The organism is Desulfovibrio sp. 86 (assembly GCF_902702915.1).
In the GTDB taxonomy this organism is placed as follows: Bacteria; Desulfobacterota; Desulfovibrionia; order Desulfovibrionales; family Desulfovibrionaceae; genus Desulfovibrio.
In genome coordinates this window covers 1,124,959-1,140,886 of record NZ_LR738849.1, presented here as the reverse complement: position 1 = coordinate 1,140,886, position 15,928 = coordinate 1,124,959, and the positions used below count along the sequence as shown (strand labels likewise).

Below are 15,928 nucleotides of genomic sequence, written 5' to 3'. Positions count from 1 at the left end.
GTTTGCAATCCGGCCAGGTCAACCAGTGGAATATCAAGACATAACCTGTGGGTTTGCCTCTTCGCAGACGCTCAGGAGTAAGCAATGACAGAATGCAAGACAAGTGAGCCGGTCGTTCAGAAACCATTTGAGCCCGGTCTGCCCCATGTGGCCTGCGTGCTCCTGTGGTATCCCCTGTTTACACAACCCTTTATTTTCCGTGAAGTACAGGGACTCAGAAAACGTCTTCCCGTTTCTGTCTACAGCTTGTACGGAGCCAACCTGCGGCACTGTTCCACAGAAATGCAGCTGGCCGCGCGGCAGACGCACACTCTGGGCACAAAGGCCCTCTTCACCATTTTGGCTGAGGTGATGCGCCAGGTGTGCGTCCATCCTCTGCGCATGGGCCGTCTTTTCAGGCGTACCATGTTTCGCCGTTGGCGCTGCATTGAAACCATGGGCGAGAACCTCTGGGCTTTTTGCGCGGGGGTGTATCTGGCACGGCGCTTCACGGAAGCGGGCATTGACATGATCTACGCGCCCTGGCCGCGCGGTACGGCCACCGCCGCCTGGGTCGCGGGCAGTATTGCCGGGTTGCCGTTCGCCACCTGCGCACGGGGCGACAATCTTGAGCCAGCGGACCCGGACCTGGGCGCAAAGCTCGATGCGGCCTTTCTGGTGCGCGCCAACAACGGCGCGGACAAGGCGCGCATTGAAAATTTTGACCGGGGGCAGGCCAAGGGCAAGGTGGAACTTGTGTACAACGGCCTGACCCTGCCGCCTCTGGAAGACGTCTCCGTGGCCGAGCTGGCACGGCCTGACTTGGCAGAGTCGGCTGAACAGGCAGAGCAGGCCCATACTGATCTGGCCCACACTGACTTGGCCCACACTGACCTGGCCCACTCTGATCTGGCCCAGGCGGGACAGGCAGAGTCCAGGGCATCGCTGGCGGCCCAGGCTTCTTTTGCCTGCTGCGATTGCAGCGACGTCGCCCATTCCTTCCCCCAGCTGGAAGTGGTTCCTGCCTCGCCGTCGCCTGTTCCCATGGCGCGGCCCGTGCGCCTGCTGGCTCTGGGCAGGTTTGACGTCACCAAGGGCTTTGACGTGCTGCTCCGGGCTTGCGGTTTGCTGCAAGACAGGGGGCTGGACTTCACCCTGACTCTGGCGGGCGGCGGCGGCACCGTGATGGGCCTTGGCAACATGCAGGCCGGATTGACGCACCTGCGCAAGGAACTGGGGCTTGAAGCCCGCGTGAGCATGCCCGGCCTCATTTCCCACAACGAACTGCCCCGGCTGCTCAAGGATCACGATATCTTTGTGGCGCCCTGCGTAGTGCACGCTTCAGGCCGACGCGACGGCATCCCCAACACCGTTATCGAGGCTCTGGCCTATGGCCTGCCCGTGGTCAGCACCACGGTCAACGCTCTGCCCGAGGTGGTCCGGCACGGCAAGACAGGGCTGGCTGTGCCCCAGCACGATGCCGCAGCCCTGGCTGACGCTGTGGAAACGCTGGCCAACGATGCGGCCATGGCAGCCGGCCTTGCCCGCAACGGCAGGCTGCTGGCGGCCCGGATGTTTGATCCTGAAGCCAACAATGACCGTTTGGCGCGTATTTTCACCAATAATTACAGGTGTTGGAAAGAAACATGTGTGGAATAGCCGGTATTTGCCAACTGGACGCTTCGCCTCTTGATCCCCAGGCCCAGTACTGGGTCAAGGCCATGACCGACTGCATCGCCCACCGGGGGCCGGACGGCGAAGGGCAGTGGTTGAGCGGCCCTGTCTGCCTGGGGCACCGGCGTCTTTCCATCATTGACCTGGGCACGGGCGGCCAGCCCATGCACAGCGCCGACGGGCGCTATACGGTCGTATTCAACGGCGAGATCTATAATTTCGCGGAACTCAAGCAGGAGCTTGCCGCCAACGGCGCGCGTTTTTGCACCAGCTCCGACACCGAGGTCATACTTGAAGGCTACCGCCAGTGGGGCGTGGACTGTTTGTCCCGCTTTAACGGCATGTTCGCCTTTGCCCTGTGGGATGCCCACGATCAGCGCCTTTTCTGCGCGCGCGACCCTTTTGGCAAAAAGCCCTTTTTCTACACCGTGCAGCAGGGCAAATTGCATTTTGCCTCCGAACTGACGGCGCTGGAAAAAATCCCCGGCCTGAGCCTGACCATGCAGCCCGAAGCTGTCATGCGTTACCTGGCCTATGAGTATGTGCCCACGCCGCAGACCGTCTATGGCGAGGTGGAAAGCCTGCCGCCCGCGCACTGGCTGATGATCGAGGGCGGCGCCGTGCGCACGGGCCGCTACTGGGACATGCCCATGCCCGACGAGAGCGACAGGCGCAACCCGGACCAGCTTGGCGAGGAATTGCAGTTTCTGATGGCGCGCGCCGTGCGTCGGCGCATGGTCAGCGACGTGCCCCTGGGCGTTTTTCTTTCGGGCGGCATTGACTCGTCCATTGTGGCCGGGCTTATGGCGCGGCAGTCCCCCACGCCCATAAAGACCTTTTCCATCGGATTCAGCGAAGCCAGCTATGACGAGTCGCGCTACGCCCGCATAGTGGCCGAGGCCTTTGGCACCGACCACCATGAGCGTGTGCTTTCCGCCGAAGAGTGCGCCGACAACCTGCCCGGCATCGTGAGCAGGATGGACGTGCCCATGGCTGACGCCTCGGTGGCCCCCACCTGGCTGCTTTCTGGCGTGACACGCGAAAAGGTCACTGTGGCCCTTGGCGGCGACGGCGCGGACGAACTGTGGGCCGGATACGAGCACTACATCGGTTTCAAGGTGGCGGAATGGTACAACGCCCTGCCCGCCCTGGTGCGGCGCAAGGTGGTGGAACCACTGGCCCGCCGCCTGCCTTCCTCCGCCGGGTACATCAATCCGCGTCTGGCTGTGGCCACGTTTCTGCGGGCGGCCCAGGCTCCGGCCTGGCAGCGGGTGCAGACCATGCTCACCGCCTTTACCCCCGATATGCAGGCCGAGATCCTGACAGGGGCCTTCAAGGCGCAAGCGCCGGGCTTTCTTTCGCCGGAACGCCTTTTTGCGCCCACGCGCGAGCACTTTGAACACTGGCAGCCCTACAACGCGGCCACACCGCTGGCGCGCGCGTTCTATGTCTACGCGCACCAGTTCATGCTGGACGACATCCTGGTCAAGGTGGACCGCTGCTCCATGCTGCACAGCCTTGAGGTGCGCGCGCCCTTTCTGGACAAGGACGTGGCCGAATTCGCCGCGCGCCTGCCCGTGGACCGCAAGCTGCACGGATTCAAGCGCAAGTGGCTGCTCAAGCGGGCTTTTGCGGGGCTGCTGCCCAAGGAAATTCTGCACCGCAACAAGCGGGGATTTCAGATTCCCGTGGCGGAGTGGCTGCGCGGGCGCATGCGCCCCCTTATGGAAGATCTGCTCAGCCCGGACAGCCTCAAGGCTCAGGGCATCTTTAATCCTGCCGCCGTGCGCGCCCTCATGGACGAACACATCTCCGGCAGGGCCGATTTGCGCAAACCCCTGTGGACCCTGCTGGTCTTTCAGTTGTGGTGGCAGGCGCGCCAGCGCACCGCTGCGTAATGGAGCGGTTGCAGCGTGACGGCGTCCTTGTGACCGCGTGAGGGCCAAACAGGGCGAAGCCTTCTTGCCAGCCGCAGGCCAATGCTTATATCATCTTGCGAGGTTTTAACGACACGCAATATTCGCATATCGAGGAGTACGCATGACCAGCCAGATTAAGACAGTTCTTCTTCTGGGTTTGCTTTCGGGCATCATTATAGTGCTTGGCGGCCTGCTCGGCGGGCGTACGGGCATTGTCATAGCCTTTGGCATGGCCCTTATCATGAACGTGGGCAGCTATTGGTACTCGGACAAAATTGTGCTTTCCATGTACAGTGCGCGTGAACTCGCCCCGGAAGAAGCTCCATATTTACATAAAATTGTTGAAGAATTAGCCAGCAACGCCGGTATCCCCAAGCCCCGCGTCTGTGTCGTGCCCGAAGAGGCCCCCAATGCCTTTGCCACCGGGCGCGATCCCGAACACGCGGTGGTGGCCGTGACCGAAGGCATTTTGCGCCTTCTGTCGCCCGAAGAACTGCGCGGCGTGGTGGCCCATGAGATGGGGCACATCGTCAACCGCGACATTCTCATTCAGACCATCGCCGGGGTCATGGCCTCTGCCATTGTGACCATGGCCAATATTTTTCAGTTCACGGCCATATTCGGCGGCGGCAACCGTGACGGCGAGGGCGGCGGGCTCAATCCCATCGCGGCGCTGGCCATGGCTTTGCTGGCTCCTATGGCGGCCGGTCTTGTGCAGATGGCCATTTCGCGCTCGCGGGAATACCTGGCTGACGACACAGGGGCGGAACTTTGCGGGCAGCCCCTGGCCCTGGCTGGCGCTCTGGCCAAACTCGGCGCGGCCAGCGGGCGCATACCCATGCGCGAGGGCAACCCCAGCACAGAGCAGATGTTCATCGTGTCGCCCATGTTTGCCCACAGCAGCATGGCCAATCTTTTCAGCACGCATCCGCCGCTGGAAGAGCGCATTCGCAGGCTTCAGGCCATGGCGGCATCCCGGCGCTGATTGCCGAAACTGCCAAAAACGGGCAAAACGGGCGCAGAACCGCTCAGATAACGGGCCGAACAGGCTCTGCCGGGTTCCACGAACCCACATATTGAGGAAGACAATGTACGTACGTCTTTTGCTGGTAGCGTTACTGGCTCTGCCCCTCCTGGCCTGCAAAAAGCCCGCGTCCGTGGCTGAAAACGACCCGTTGCCGCCTGCGGAGCCTTGCCCCTATGTCTATGTTGCCGCCCCGGGCAACTATATTGTGGACATTGCCAGCGGCTCCGAAGTGGTACTTGACCCCGCCGTCAGCGAATTCGAGCTCTTCTGCTCGCCCGGAACCGCCCGCGCGGCAGTCAATTACGCCGTGGCCAGTGGCGCTCTTCCCGAAGGGGATTGGCGCATCTACCGCCTTGACGGCAACCTGGACGACCTTGCCTACAGAAGTCCGCAGAACCGCTATACCCTCAAGCGTATGGCAGAGGTTGTGGATTGGGTGACGGAAGATATCTAGACGCTGTCACGAGCGCCTTTCCTGTTATTTCTGCGTCGAACCTCGCCTTTTATTCCGGTCGAGTACCATTGGAAGTACACTCCCTGCATAAAAGGCTCGTTCTCCTTGATATAACAGGAAATTCATCTCGTGACGGGGCGGTCTCGATCGGAATCTTTGGAGGATGCTCTGTGGGGGAGGGACACTTTTGCAAAAGGGTCCCCCCCACGCCTCCACCCCCTAAAACTCTTTTTAGGGCATTTAACACTTGAAATACTCGCCTATGGCAGGCAAACGCATGCCTGGTCGGACGTGCCGTGGATGCTGCCGCAAACCGCACTTTTGGGCTGCATGAAAACTTCGAAATGTGAAGTTCAAAGGTCCTCTGCTTTAAGACATCACGAGATCCTCAAAACGGTCTGCTACAGAGTGTTTTTGAAGGGCTTTTTCGACAAGGGGCCGGTCTTCAAGACCGGCCCCTTGTCATTGTAAAGCGTGCAGGCCTGCATGCCGTTCTTGTACGTGTATGGATAACTTTATGTTATTTCAGAAGTTGTTGCTGTTTTATGCATACAGCGTGTCTGTGTGGCACGGTTTACTGTCTTGCTGTATACTTCTTGTATGCGGAAAAAAGTTTTCGCGCGTACCAGTCGGGGCAATGCCCGGCATAAGGATATTCATATGCAAACCAGCGCAAGAAACGTTTTCAAGGGTAAGGTCGCGGCTGTACATTCCGGAGCCGTCAATGATGAAGTGGAATTGTCCGTTGAGGGTGGGTTGAGCATTGTTGCTTCCATCACCCAGGTCAGCACCAAAAAGCTGGGTCTCAAGCCCGGTGTGGAGGCCGTTGCCCTGATCAAGGCCAGTTTTGTGCTGCTCATGAACGACGCCGAAAAGTACCTTTTGTCCACCCGCAACCAGTTTGCGGGAACGGTGAGCAAGGTGACGCCCGGCGCGGTCAATGCCGAAGTGCTGGTTGACCTGCCCAGCGGCAAGTCCATTGCATCCATTGTCACCATGGGCAGCCTTGCCAGCCTTGGCCTGGCTCCCGGCAAAAAAGTCACGGCCATCGTAAAGGCTTCACAGGTTATTCTGGCGGTGCCGAAATAACCTCGGGCAGAGTGCCTTGCGCACAGTGGCTCTCAAGGGGGCATGCTCCGCGAGAAGGCAGATTCTCAGGGGGCAAGGTTCACCTGCATCAGGCGTGGTTTAAACTGCGGCGGATACGGGTTCACCAGCCGTGCGCAAGCATGCGTGACACGTGAACACGCCCAACGCTCGTTGCCCATGCTGACGAGCGGAATGCACGATGAAGTATTCTGGCGTTCATGGCCTGCAACCAGGCCATGAACACCCTGCTGAAAGACAAGGCCCGGAACGCTGACGCGAACCGGGCCTTGTCGCGTTAAAAACGTGGTGTAAGCGCATGCCCGGGAAAGCAGCAGGAAGCGTATTTGTCGAACTAGCCGACATTTAAGGGAAAAGTGATAGTTGAAAATTTCACAAATAATTTTTTTACTGCGCCTCGATATTTTTATCAAGAAGAAAAATTTTGTAAAATTTATGTGAAAAATTGCGCAGGTCCTTGACCTAATGTTTTATTCATTTTAGGTTATTGCAGCGCAATAAAACGTCCAGCGTGATCGCAGGAGGCAACCGTGTGGGATAACTGCTGCGACTATGACACGATTCGCGAAATACGTGTTAAAACAACGGCATATATTGGCGTAGGCGCAATAGACAAGATTGACGGTATCCTGGGAAATTTGAAAAACGAGGGCGTTACATCAGTGCTCTGCGTTTGCGGCGGGCATGCCTACCGCGCTTCGGGCGCGTGGGACAAAGCCGAGGCCGCAGCGCTACGGCAAGGCATTGTACTGGCTCTGTATAACAGGGTCATGCCCAACCCGACCACGGATACCATCAATGACGCCGCAGCCCTCGGCCGGGCCGTCAATGCCGGAGCGGTGCTTGCCATAGGCGGCGGAAGCCCTCTGGACTGTGGCAAGGGGGCGGCTGTGCTTCTGGCCAACCCCGGTAAAAGCGCCGAAGACCTTTTTTGCTTTCGCTTCACGCCCCAAAAGGCCCTTCCGTTAGTTGCCGTCAACCTCACCCACGGCACGGGCAGTGAAGTAAACCGATTTGCGGTGGTTACCGTGGCCGGGCGCAACCACAGATCCATTGTTGGTCACGATTGCAGCTACCCGCGCTATGCCATTGACGATCCCGCCCTTATGACGGGGCTTTCGGCGGAGCAAAGCCGCTATGTGTCCATAGACGCGCTGTGCAGGGTAGTGGAGGCCGCAACCACCACAGTGGCAGGCCCACTGGCCGTAACCCTGGCCCGCGAGACTGTCGGGCTGGTGCACAGATGGCTGCCCACGGTGCTGGCTGAACCGCAAAATCTTAAGGCCCGTTATGGCCTGTGTCTGGCGGCGCTTCAGGCCGGTGTGGTTTTTGACAACAGCCTTTTGCACATGGCGCACGCGCTTGAACACCCGCTGAGCCGCTTCAAGAAAATTCCGCACGGTCTGGCGCTGGCCATGTTGCTGCCCGCCGTCATTGGTGAATGTTATGCCGCCAGGCCCGATGTGCTGGCCCATGTGCTTGAACCCCTGGCTCCCGGATTGAAGGGTGAGCCGGAAGAAGCCACAGCGGCGGCCAAGGCCGTAGAAAACTGGCTTTTCAGTCTGGGAGTAAAACAAAAACTCCTGGACTTGGGAGTCCAGGAGTCAGATGTGGAAGACTTCTGCAACTTCATCGAGCAGACGCCTTCGCTGGGTCTTCTGCTCTCGGTGGCGCCAGTCATGAGTTCCCGCCAGCGTTTGGCGAGAATCTACACGAACTCGTTACGCCCTATGCCGTGAAATTGCCCATCTTCCTCCAGGATCGGACTGATCTGCCGCAGTCCGCTCCATACCCAGCCCCTCCGTTTGCCGACGGTGGGGCTTTTTTAGTATCACGCTCCAAGGCGAACGCCAAGCTCAAGTTTTTGTCCTGTCAACGTAGTCTCATAACCGCCCAGAGCGGCAATACGTTTTTTGAATGCAGCTTGTTGCAAAAGGGTTTGCACGCTGATAACTCGCGGGTCATCCAGAAATGCCCTGGGGATCACAAGGTCCCAGCGCTCGCCGCCCAGAGGAACAAAGTCCAGTCCCACGGCGTTGGCTGCGGCGGCAACGCCGGGGCCGCAGTCCGCCTTGCCCGTGAGCACGGCGGCGGCGACGGCAAGCTGGCTTTCCACCTCTGTCTCATAGCCTGAAACATCCTGTGGGGTCAGCCCGGCGTGACGCAAAAGCGCATCGAACTGCAGGCGCGTGCTGGAGCCGGCCAGCCGGTTGACGCAGCGCAGCTTTTTATCCCTGATGTCGGCAATGCTTTTGAGCCCGCGCGGGTTGCCAGCGGGAACCACGAGCCCCACCTGCCGGATTGCCAGGTTTACAAAAATTACCTTGCCCTGGGGCCAGTGCCGCTGCACAAAGCCAAAATTGAATTCGCCCTTGTCGTCATCAGCCATATGGAGCACAGCCGCATGGCAATGGTTGTTCTTCAGGGCCTCAAGCGCGTCGGCCGCGTCGGCTCCCACAGAAATCATATGCACGGGATGCGGCTGACGCAGCAGGGCGTCCGCCATAAGATCCAGAATCAGGTCGCTGCCGCCAGCGCAAAAAAGCGTGGAGTACAGCGTTTCGACCGGGCGGAGAGGGTGCGCGCGGATCGAGCTGCCCAGGGGCGCGCCCTTGCCGTTGGCGGTAATGTGGGCAAAACCCTGGGTACGGACAGTGGTTTTGTAGCCTTCGCCCAGGCGCAGGGGCAGGGCCACGGTTTTTTCGCCCACCCTGGCCAGGGCCAGGGGGGAAAAGACGTCAAGACCGGGGTAGGCGGGCAGGCTGGAGGCCAGTTCCGCCATAAGGCCGCCGGTTTCTGTCATGCCGCCGGACAGGGTCCCTGGGCAGTGCCCGGCGGGGCGACGGGACATCAGCAAAAGGGTCGGAGACACCAGGGCCGAGAAGGCGCTCAGCGATCCGGCGGGGCTCGAGGGCAGGCAGAACACTGGCCTGCCTTCATAAACGGCGGTCATGGCCGGTGCGCCGGGCAGCAGGCCCACGTTGGGCGACACAATCTGCCCATCGGCTTCCAGAAAGGTACGCACAACGGCCAGCGCGGCTTCATCGGCCACGCACAGCAAGAGCGCATGTCCGCCAGCCGCCAGGGATTTTTGAAAAAAATCCCGTAGGGCCTCTGCCATCGCGGCAAGGGGCGCGGCAAGGCGGGCGGCAAGGCGGGCGCGGCAATCCAGAGCTTGTATCCGGGCCACCAGGGATGGGGTGATGCCGTCCACCAGGCGGGTGTCCGTTGCTGAGCCCGCCGCGTCCGTCGCTGTGCTACTTGCTGTGCCGGGCGTTGGGGCACTTGCGGTGCCGCTTGCTGCGCCAGGCGTGCCATCTGCGGCGTCCGTGCCTGTGCCCGTGGCTGGCCCCGCTGCTGCGCCCGTGGCAGGAGCAGCCCCGTCAGCAGCCCCCGCTGCCGGGCGAAAGTTGCCGCCCACAGTGGCCAGAAAGACCTCAAGCCTGTCCCACACCTGCACCTCGTCCACACCCGCCGCCAGAAGCGCGCCAATGTCGCTGGGCCGGAGAATATGGTTGCGGCAAAAAAGGGCTTCTCCTGCGGCAATGTCCGAACCAATGCGCCGAACGTGCAGCCACGGCAGCATGGGAGCCGTGATGCTGACCCCGTCCTTGCCGTCCACAGCGGCATGGGCTGACAGGGCAATGGCGTCGCAGGATGGGGGCAGGGCGTCGCCGGAGCTTATGGCAAAGCAGGTTTTGCCTTGCTGGAGCGTGGCCGGAGCCTCGCCGGTTGCCGCATACGTGTCGGCGGCCTTGAGGGCGTAGCCGCTGGCCGCGGCGAGAGCAAAGGGCGGAAAGGGGAGGGCGGCGACCACGGGCGCGCACAGCACGCTGCCTTCGGCCTGAGCCGTGGGGCGGGTCATGGCCTGTGGCAGCCGATCCTGCCCGCTGGACTCCCGCGCCGCATCCAGAGTTTTGAACAGCGTGTCGAGGGCAGCGTCAAGAGACGTAATTTCCGTATATATATTTGCGTCGAGGGGCATCGTATCCTCCTTGGAAGGGCAAGGGACGTGAGCGGACGGAAGGAGAGAATCTACCCGACAAACATACATCTTCACGGCACGCATGCAAACACCTGTTGCGGGCATGCCGCTCTGGGCCGTATTGCGTGCTGTCGCGCCTGGGCGTATAGTGATTCTTTATATGTAACCTCAACCCTGCGGCGGTATGCCGCTTGATATGACCGTACATGACATACGCAAGCTTCTGGCAGCGGACAAAGCCACGGTAGGCACATGGCTGCAACTGCCCTCCACGGACGTGGCCGAGCTTATGGCCCGCGCCGGATATGACTGGGTCGCCGTGGATATGGAGCATGGCTCCTTTGGGCGCACCGGGCTGCCGGACATTTTCCGGGCCATCGAATGCGGCGGCGCAGCCCCCTTCGCCCGCCTGCCCGAAGCCAGCAAAACCCAGATAAAGTCCGCCCTTGAGGCTGGAGCCCAGGGACTGATCTTTCCCATGATAGAAAGCCGCGAGCAGCTTGACCGCGCCATTGACTGGGCCGTGTATCCCGGTCAGGACACGTGGCGGGCCAAGGGCGAGACCGCGCAGGAATACAGGGGCGTAGGCTTTTGCCGGGCCAACGTGTTTGGCAAAAACTTTGACGACTACCGCGCCCGTCGCGCTCCGGAGCTCTTTCTTGTGGCGCAGATAGAGCATATCCACGCCGTGGAAAATCTGGACGCCATACTGACGCACCCGCGTCTGGACGCCATCATGGTCGGGCCGTACGACCTTTCAGGCTCCATGGGCCTTACGGGGCAGTTCGACCATCCGGTCTTCAAGGCGGCCATGGCGCGCATCGTGGACGCCTGCGCGCGGCACAAGGCCCGCATGGGCCTGCATATCGTGCAGCCTGACCCGGCGGAGCTGGCGCGTCAGGTGGCGGCGGGCAGCCGTTTTATCGCCTATGGCATAGATTCCGTCTTTCTTTGGGGCGCGGCTGAACGCCCTAAATAGCTCTGCCGCCGGTTAAAGGCGTCAGCAGGCCCGTCACAGGGCCGGTTTGTCCCCCATGCGTCGCGGCACTGCGGACGCGCGTTTGACAAGAAAATTCTCCAGGGAGAATCATTGTGAAAATAACTGTTTTTGGCGGTTCCGGATTCCTGGGTTCGCATATTTGCGACAAGCTTTCCGAGGCCGGACATAACGTCACCATTGTGGACCTGCACCCCTCGCCCTGGCTGCGACCCGACCAGACCATGCTCACGGGCAACATCCTTGAAGAGGAAACCGTGCGCAAAGCCGTGGACGGCGCTGACATGGTGTTCAACTACGCGGGCATCGCGGATATTGGCGAGGCCAATAACCGCCCGGTGGACACGGCGCGCATCAACGTGGTCGGCAACGTCATGGTTCTTGAAGCCTGCCGCAAGGCGGCCGTCAAGCGCTACGTCTTCGCCAGTTCACTTTACGTGTACGGCAAGTCCGGCGGTTTTTACCGTTGCAGCAAGCAGTCCTGCGAACTGTATATTGAAAACTACCAGGCCATGCACAACCTGCCGTACACCATTTTGCGGTACGGTTCGCTGTACGGTCCCCGGTCTGACAGGCGCAACGCCATCAACCGCTTTGTTTACGAAGCGCTTACCACGGGCGGCATCACCTACTACGGCGCGCCCACGGCCCTGCGTGAATACGTGCATGTGGATGACGCCAGTACCGCCACCTTGGCCGTGCTCGCCCCGGAGTTTGAAAACCAGAACATCATCATCTCCGGCAACCAGCCCATGCGGGTCAGCGACCTCTTCAAGATGATAGGCGAAATGCTGGGCAAGGAACTGGTCATCAATTACCAGAACGACCCCAACAGCGGCCACTACCAGGTGACCCCCTACGCCTTCATGCCCAAGGTGGGGCGCAAGCTTGTGCCGCCGCTGACCGTGGATCTGGGCCAGGGCGTGCTGCGCGTGATGGAAGAAGAACATAAGGAAATCCATCCCGAATTGTCCGCCGAGGGCGGCTATCTCGTGGCAACCGACGACTAGGCCGGAGTGCCGCTGAGAGGCGTTGCATTTCAAGTTGTCATCCAGAACAGCCCGCGTGCGGCGGTCTTGTCAGCAGCGTGTCTGCGCTGCCGACGCCGCAAGAAACGCTTCTGGCAAAGAATTGAGGTTCGCGGGAATCCGCTGTTGTCGGGCGCTCAACGCCTGCCCGCCGGATTTCGGAACCGGAGCCCGGATCTGAAAATTTTATACGGACACAAGGAGCCGTTGCATGAACATCATTGCCATCATTCCCGCGCGTATGGGGTCCAGCCGTTATCCCGGCAAGCCCCTGGCCCTCATCCACAACGTGCCCATGGTCGGGCATGTGGCCTTTCGTACGGCCATGAGCAAAACCCTTTCCGCCACCTATGTGGCCACCTGCGATGATATCATTGAAAATTACTGCAAGGGTGCGGGCCTGGACTGCGTCATGACCGGCGATCATCACGTGCGCTGCTCGACACGCACGGCCGAAGCCCTGCTCAAGATTGAGGCCGCCACGGGCAAAAAGGCCGATATCGTGGTGATGGTGCAGGGCGACGAACCCATGGTGCGCCCGGAAATGATCGACGCCGCCATTGCCCCCATGCTCGCAGATCCCAGCATCAACGTCACCAACCTCATGGCCGATATGGACACCCTTGAGGAATTTGAAGATCCCAATGAAGTCAAGGTGGTGGTGGACCGCTTTAACGACGCCCTGTATTTTTCGCGCGAACCCATCCCCTCGCGCAAAAAGGGGTCGGACAAAGTGCCCATGCGCAAGCAGGTCTGCATCATTCCCTTCCGCCGCGACTATCTGCTGCGCTTCAATGAGATGAAAGAAAGCCCCCTGGAAATCTATGAATCCGTGGACATGATGCGCATCCTCGAATACGGGGAAAAAGTGCGTATGGTCCCCACCGAATGCCGCAGCTGGAGCGTGGACACGCCCGAAGATCTGGCCCGCGTGGCGCGTCTGATGGAAGGTGACGATCTTATGAAGGCATACAGCAAGTAAATGGCCGTGTCTGAAAAATCAGGCATGGGACAGGGTGCGGAGGAGGCGTCGTCGGCCACAGGGTCGGCTGCGCCTTCCGCTCCTCTTTCTTCCGGCCCTCTTTCTTCGGCAAAACCAGCCGCGCAGGCAGGGCCTGGCGGGAGCACGCCGGCGCCTGCCCATGGCGCGCCGGGCTGGCGTCGTCGGCTTGGGGCCGCCCTGGAAGAATTGTGGGTGGCGCTGCTGGGCTGGATCCCCACTCCGGTGGGCCTGGCCCTGCGTCTGGCTGGCTGGCGCTGGATGTTTGCCCGCTGCGGCTCGGTGCGCTTCGGCACTGGGCTGAGTCTTGCGGGGTGCAGGGGCATGACGCTTGGCGACAATGTGCGTCTGGGGCGCGGCTGCTTTATCACCGCCACGGACGGCACGCTTGTGCTGCACGACAGCGTGGCCCTTTCCCCCTATGTGCATGTGGGGGCCGACGCCGGACGCATTGAAATAGGCAGCCATACGGCCGTGGGGCCGGGCACGGTCATACGGGCGGCCAACCACTGCATAGCCCGGCAGGACGTGCCCATCATGCACCAGGGGCATGTGCCCGGCGTGATTGTTATTGAAGAAGACGTGTGGATCGGGGCCAACTGCGTCATTACGCCAGACGTGCGCATTGGGCGCGGCGCGGTGGTGGGCGCGGGGGCGGTTGTCACTCGTAACGTGGCTCCCTTTGCCATTGTCGGCGGCGTGCCCGCCAAGGTCATCGGCATGCGTGGCAGTAACGACGCAAGCGTTGGCGGATCGGCAACCCAGGCCGCAAAAGGATAGTTATGGCATTGCAATGCATTGTTTTTGACTGCGACGGCGTCATACTGGACAGCGTGCCCGTGAAAACACGGGCCTTCGCGCGTATTGCCGCGCCCCACGGGCAGGAAGCCCAGGACCGTTTTGTGATGTACCACACGCGGCATGGCGGTGTGAGCCGTTACAAGAAGTTCCAGTGGTTTTACAACGAGGTGCTGGGCCGCGAAATTTCGGAAGAAGAGTCCGAACGGCTGGGCCGCCTGTTTGCGGAATACGCTCTTGACGAGGTCCGCCGTTGTCCGCTCATCCCCGGCATTCAGGAAGTTCTGGACGCCTGGAAGGGGAAATTGCCCCTCTATGTGTGCTCCGGCGCGCCCCATGAGGAGGTGCAGGCGGTGCTGCGCGAGCGTAATCTGGACCAGTATTTCGTGTCCATTCACGGCTCGCCTCCGGCCAAGGCCAAGCTGCTGGGCCAGATTGTGGCCTCGCTGCCCATGTCCCCGGAGGACGTTCTTATGGTGGGGGACGCCCCCACGGATCACGACGCGGCGCAAGAAGTGGGCACGCTCTTTTACGGCGTGGGCCCGGACATCAAACCGGCCTCGGAATCTCTCTATCCCTGGGGGCCGGATCTTACCGGGCTCAATGACTGGATAAAGGCCCACGCGGCGCGTTAAGGAAACGCTGATGTATTCCGTTTGGCGGCGTTGCTTCACTTTTTTTGAAACAGTCGAGGACACGGAAGAGTCCACTCCTGCTTGAAAAAAAGATGGCGCCTTGCCAAATGAAATAACTGCGCGTTTCCAGGAAGCTCTTTAATTCCAACAGCACACAACAATGACCGGGCCTCATCGCCACATGGGTGGGGGCGTCCGGGACGAAACACACTATGATGAAAAAACTATACATCTGGCTTGCATGCCTTGGAGTGCTGTGTCTGGCTGCCTGCGATTCCGGCAGCAAGGAAGAGGCCCCCGCGTCTTCCGCAAAAACGGAGCAGGCGCAGCCCGCTCCCGCCGCAGAGGCCAGCGTCGTGGAGGATGCTGGCAACGCGCCCAAGGAGCTGGGGCCGCCGCCCACAAAGGAGCAGGTTGATGCGGCCGACGCCCTGGTGGCTTTTTATAATGCGGCGGCCAGCACCCTTGCCAACCCGTACTATAGCCAGGCCGATGTGATGATGGGCAACGTGCGCTACTACCTGCATGAATGGATGCTGGCCCCGCGCCCGGATGGCGGCGACGGCAAGCCTTTGGCCGCGCGTCTTGCGGCCCCGCAGGGGATGTTCAGCGAAGACGAGTCCCGCGCCATGGCGCAGTGGGTGGAAGACATGCGCCAGAGCCTCGACAGCATGCGTGCCGACTACCGTTCACTTGAACGCTATGTGAAGGACCAGAGCATTCGTGACGACGGCGTCAAGGGCAAAGCTCTGGCAGCCAGCATCGAGAAGAACTACGAGCGCTTTTCCGCTGCCCGCAGCGGCTACATGGGCACGGTGGAGGCCAGGGCCGCATCTGTGGAAGAAGTGTTGCTCTATGGGCATCCGCTCAAAAGGCAGATACTGGAAGCCCGAAAGGTGTTCGGGCTGTTTTCACGGACGGCCGGTCTGCTCATGGCGCAAAAACCCGACCGCGAGGCTCTCAAGCAGGTGGTGACCAAGCTTGACGCCAGCCTTGCCGATGCCGGGCGTCCGCCCTTTCCCGCCTCGCCGGATGTGGAGCGCTCCTACCGCGAGTTTCTCAAGCAGGCCGCCGGGTTCAAAGACGCACTTGTCAAAGGACTGGACGAGGGCTTTTACAATCCCGTGCGGGAGGATCTCAATAATGCCGCCGTGGGCAGCCGTCAGTCGTACAATGCTTTTGTGCGCGAAGCCAATCCTGAATAGTCCGGTCGATCCTCTGGCACGCTCGCCACGGCCTTGCTGATAGTTGGTTTGAGCCGTGTGGGGCTGAGCCGCTTCGCATCAAAATGAAAGAACACCTCTGCGCATGCCGCAAAGGTACAT

13 protein-coding genes are annotated in these 15,928 nt (G+C 60.7%); 12 read left to right on the top strand and 1 reads right to left on the bottom strand.

What is annotated here, in order from left to right; translation table 11 throughout:
- Positions 1 to 84: 84 nt before the first annotated feature.
- From DESU86_RS14490 to DESU86_RS04915, 6 genes are all read left to right on the top strand, one after another.
- Entirely contained in the window at positions 85 to 1,638 is a 1,554-nt protein-coding gene (locus tag DESU86_RS14490; protein WP_232088269.1) for a glycosyltransferase family 4 protein, read from the top strand.
- Complete coding sequence (gene asnB / locus DESU86_RS04935; protein ID WP_179980028.1) at positions 1,626 to 3,551, top strand: asparagine synthase (glutamine-hydrolyzing); 1,926 nt, start codon at positions 1,626 to 1,628, stop codon at positions 3,549 to 3,551. The genes DESU86_RS14490 and asnB overlap by 13 nt, the downstream gene beginning before the upstream one ends.
- A 142-nt stretch (positions 3,552 to 3,693) precedes the next feature.
- Positions 3,694 to 4,557, top strand: coding sequence for a M48 family metalloprotease (locus tag DESU86_RS04930; protein ID WP_179980027.1), 864 nt, complete (start codon positions 3,694 to 3,696; stop codon positions 4,555 to 4,557).
- 103 nt (positions 4,558 to 4,660) lie between these two features.
- Positions 4,661 to 5,053, top strand: coding sequence for a DVU_2496 family lipoprotein (locus tag DESU86_RS04925; RefSeq protein ID WP_179980026.1), 393 nt, complete (start codon positions 4,661 to 4,663; stop codon positions 5,051 to 5,053).
- 660 nt (positions 5,054 to 5,713) lie between these two features.
- Positions 5,714 to 6,142, top strand: a complete 429-nt coding sequence (locus DESU86_RS04920) for a TOBE domain-containing protein (RefSeq protein WP_179980025.1) — start codon at positions 5,714 to 5,716, stop codon at positions 6,140 to 6,142.
- 548 nt (positions 6,143 to 6,690) lie between these two features.
- Positions 6,691 to 7,899: an iron-containing alcohol dehydrogenase gene (locus tag DESU86_RS04915; protein WP_179980024.1), complete on the top strand. Its 1,209-nt coding sequence runs from the start codon at positions 6,691 to 6,693 to the stop codon at positions 7,897 to 7,899.
- A gap of 92 nt (positions 7,900 to 7,991) precedes the next feature.
- Here DESU86_RS04915 and DESU86_RS04910 read toward each other — a convergent pair whose 3' ends face one another.
- Positions 7,992 to 10,145 carry a substrate-binding domain-containing protein gene (locus DESU86_RS04910; protein WP_179980023.1) on the bottom strand — a complete coding sequence of 718 codons (2,154 nt, stop codon included), beginning with the start codon at positions 10,143 to 10,145 and terminating at the stop codon, positions 7,992 to 7,994.
- A 196-nt stretch (positions 10,146 to 10,341) separates the two neighbouring features.
- Between DESU86_RS04910 and DESU86_RS04905 the strand changes: the two genes are divergently transcribed.
- The 6 genes from DESU86_RS04905 (at position 10,342) to DESU86_RS04880 (ending at position 15,808) form a co-directional block, all read left to right on the top strand.
- On the top strand, positions 10,342 to 11,124 hold the full coding sequence (locus tag DESU86_RS04905; protein ID WP_179980022.1) for an HpcH/HpaI aldolase family protein: 783 nt from the start codon (positions 10,342 to 10,344) through the stop codon (positions 11,122 to 11,124).
- A gap of 113 nt (positions 11,125 to 11,237) precedes the next feature.
- The gene (locus tag DESU86_RS04900) at positions 11,238 to 12,152 is read left to right on the top strand and encodes an NAD-dependent epimerase/dehydratase family protein (protein ID WP_179980021.1); all 915 of its coding nucleotides are present in this window, start codon (positions 11,238 to 11,240) and stop codon (positions 12,150 to 12,152) included.
- Positions 12,153 to 12,381: 229 nt separating this feature from the next.
- Positions 12,382 to 13,152 carry a 3-deoxy-manno-octulosonate cytidylyltransferase gene (locus DESU86_RS04895; RefSeq protein ID WP_179980020.1) on the top strand — a complete coding sequence of 257 codons (771 nt, stop codon included), beginning with the start codon at positions 12,382 to 12,384 and terminating at the stop codon, positions 13,150 to 13,152.
- A complete protein-coding gene (locus DESU86_RS04890) occupies positions 13,153 to 13,950 on the top strand; it encodes an acyltransferase (RefSeq protein WP_232088268.1) in 798 nt (265 codons plus the stop codon).
- A gap of 2 nt (positions 13,951 to 13,952) precedes the next feature.
- The gene (locus DESU86_RS04885; RefSeq protein ID WP_179980019.1) at positions 13,953 to 14,603 is read left to right on the top strand and encodes an HAD family hydrolase; all 651 of its coding nucleotides are present in this window, start codon (positions 13,953 to 13,955) and stop codon (positions 14,601 to 14,603) included.
- Between the two features lie 212 nt (positions 14,604 to 14,815).
- On the top strand, positions 14,816 to 15,808 hold the full coding sequence (locus DESU86_RS04880) for a hypothetical protein (RefSeq protein ID WP_179980018.1): 993 nt from the start codon (positions 14,816 to 14,818) through the stop codon (positions 15,806 to 15,808).
- Positions 15,809 to 15,928 lie beyond the last annotated feature (120 nt).

Bases quoted from the DNA above. Each gene is read 5' to 3' on its own strand.
- DESU86_RS04880 (WP_179980018.1), top strand. From the start codon at position 14,816: ATGATGAAAAAACTATACATCTGGCTTGCATGCCTTGGAGTGCTGTGT.
- DESU86_RS04895 (WP_179980020.1), top strand. From the start codon at position 12,382: ATGAACATCATTGCCATCATTCCCGCGCGTATGGGGTCCAGCCGTTAT.
- DESU86_RS04890 (WP_232088268.1), top strand. From the start codon at position 13,153: ATGGCCGTGTCTGAAAAATCAGGCATGGGACAGGGTGCGGAGGAGGCG.
- DESU86_RS04925 (WP_179980026.1), top strand. From the start codon at position 4,661: ATGTACGTACGTCTTTTGCTGGTAGCGTTACTGGCTCTGCCCCTCCTG.
- DESU86_RS04920 (WP_179980025.1), top strand. From the start codon at position 5,714: ATGCAAACCAGCGCAAGAAACGTTTTCAAGGGTAAGGTCGCGGCTGTA.
- DESU86_RS04930 (WP_179980027.1), top strand. From the start codon at position 3,694: ATGACCAGCCAGATTAAGACAGTTCTTCTTCTGGGTTTGCTTTCGGGC.
- asnB (WP_179980028.1), top strand. From the start codon at position 1,626: ATGTGTGGAATAGCCGGTATTTGCCAACTGGACGCTTCGCCTCTTGAT.
- DESU86_RS04905 (WP_179980022.1), top strand. From the start codon at position 10,342: ATGACCGTACATGACATACGCAAGCTTCTGGCAGCGGACAAAGCCACG.
- DESU86_RS14490 (WP_232088269.1), top strand. From the start codon at position 85: ATGACAGAATGCAAGACAAGTGAGCCGGTCGTTCAGAAACCATTTGAG.
- DESU86_RS04885 (WP_179980019.1), top strand. From the start codon at position 13,953: ATGGCATTGCAATGCATTGTTTTTGACTGCGACGGCGTCATACTGGAC.
- DESU86_RS04910 (WP_179980023.1), bottom strand. From the start codon at position 10,145: ATGCCCCTCGACGCAAATATATATACGGAAATTACGTCTCTTGACGCT.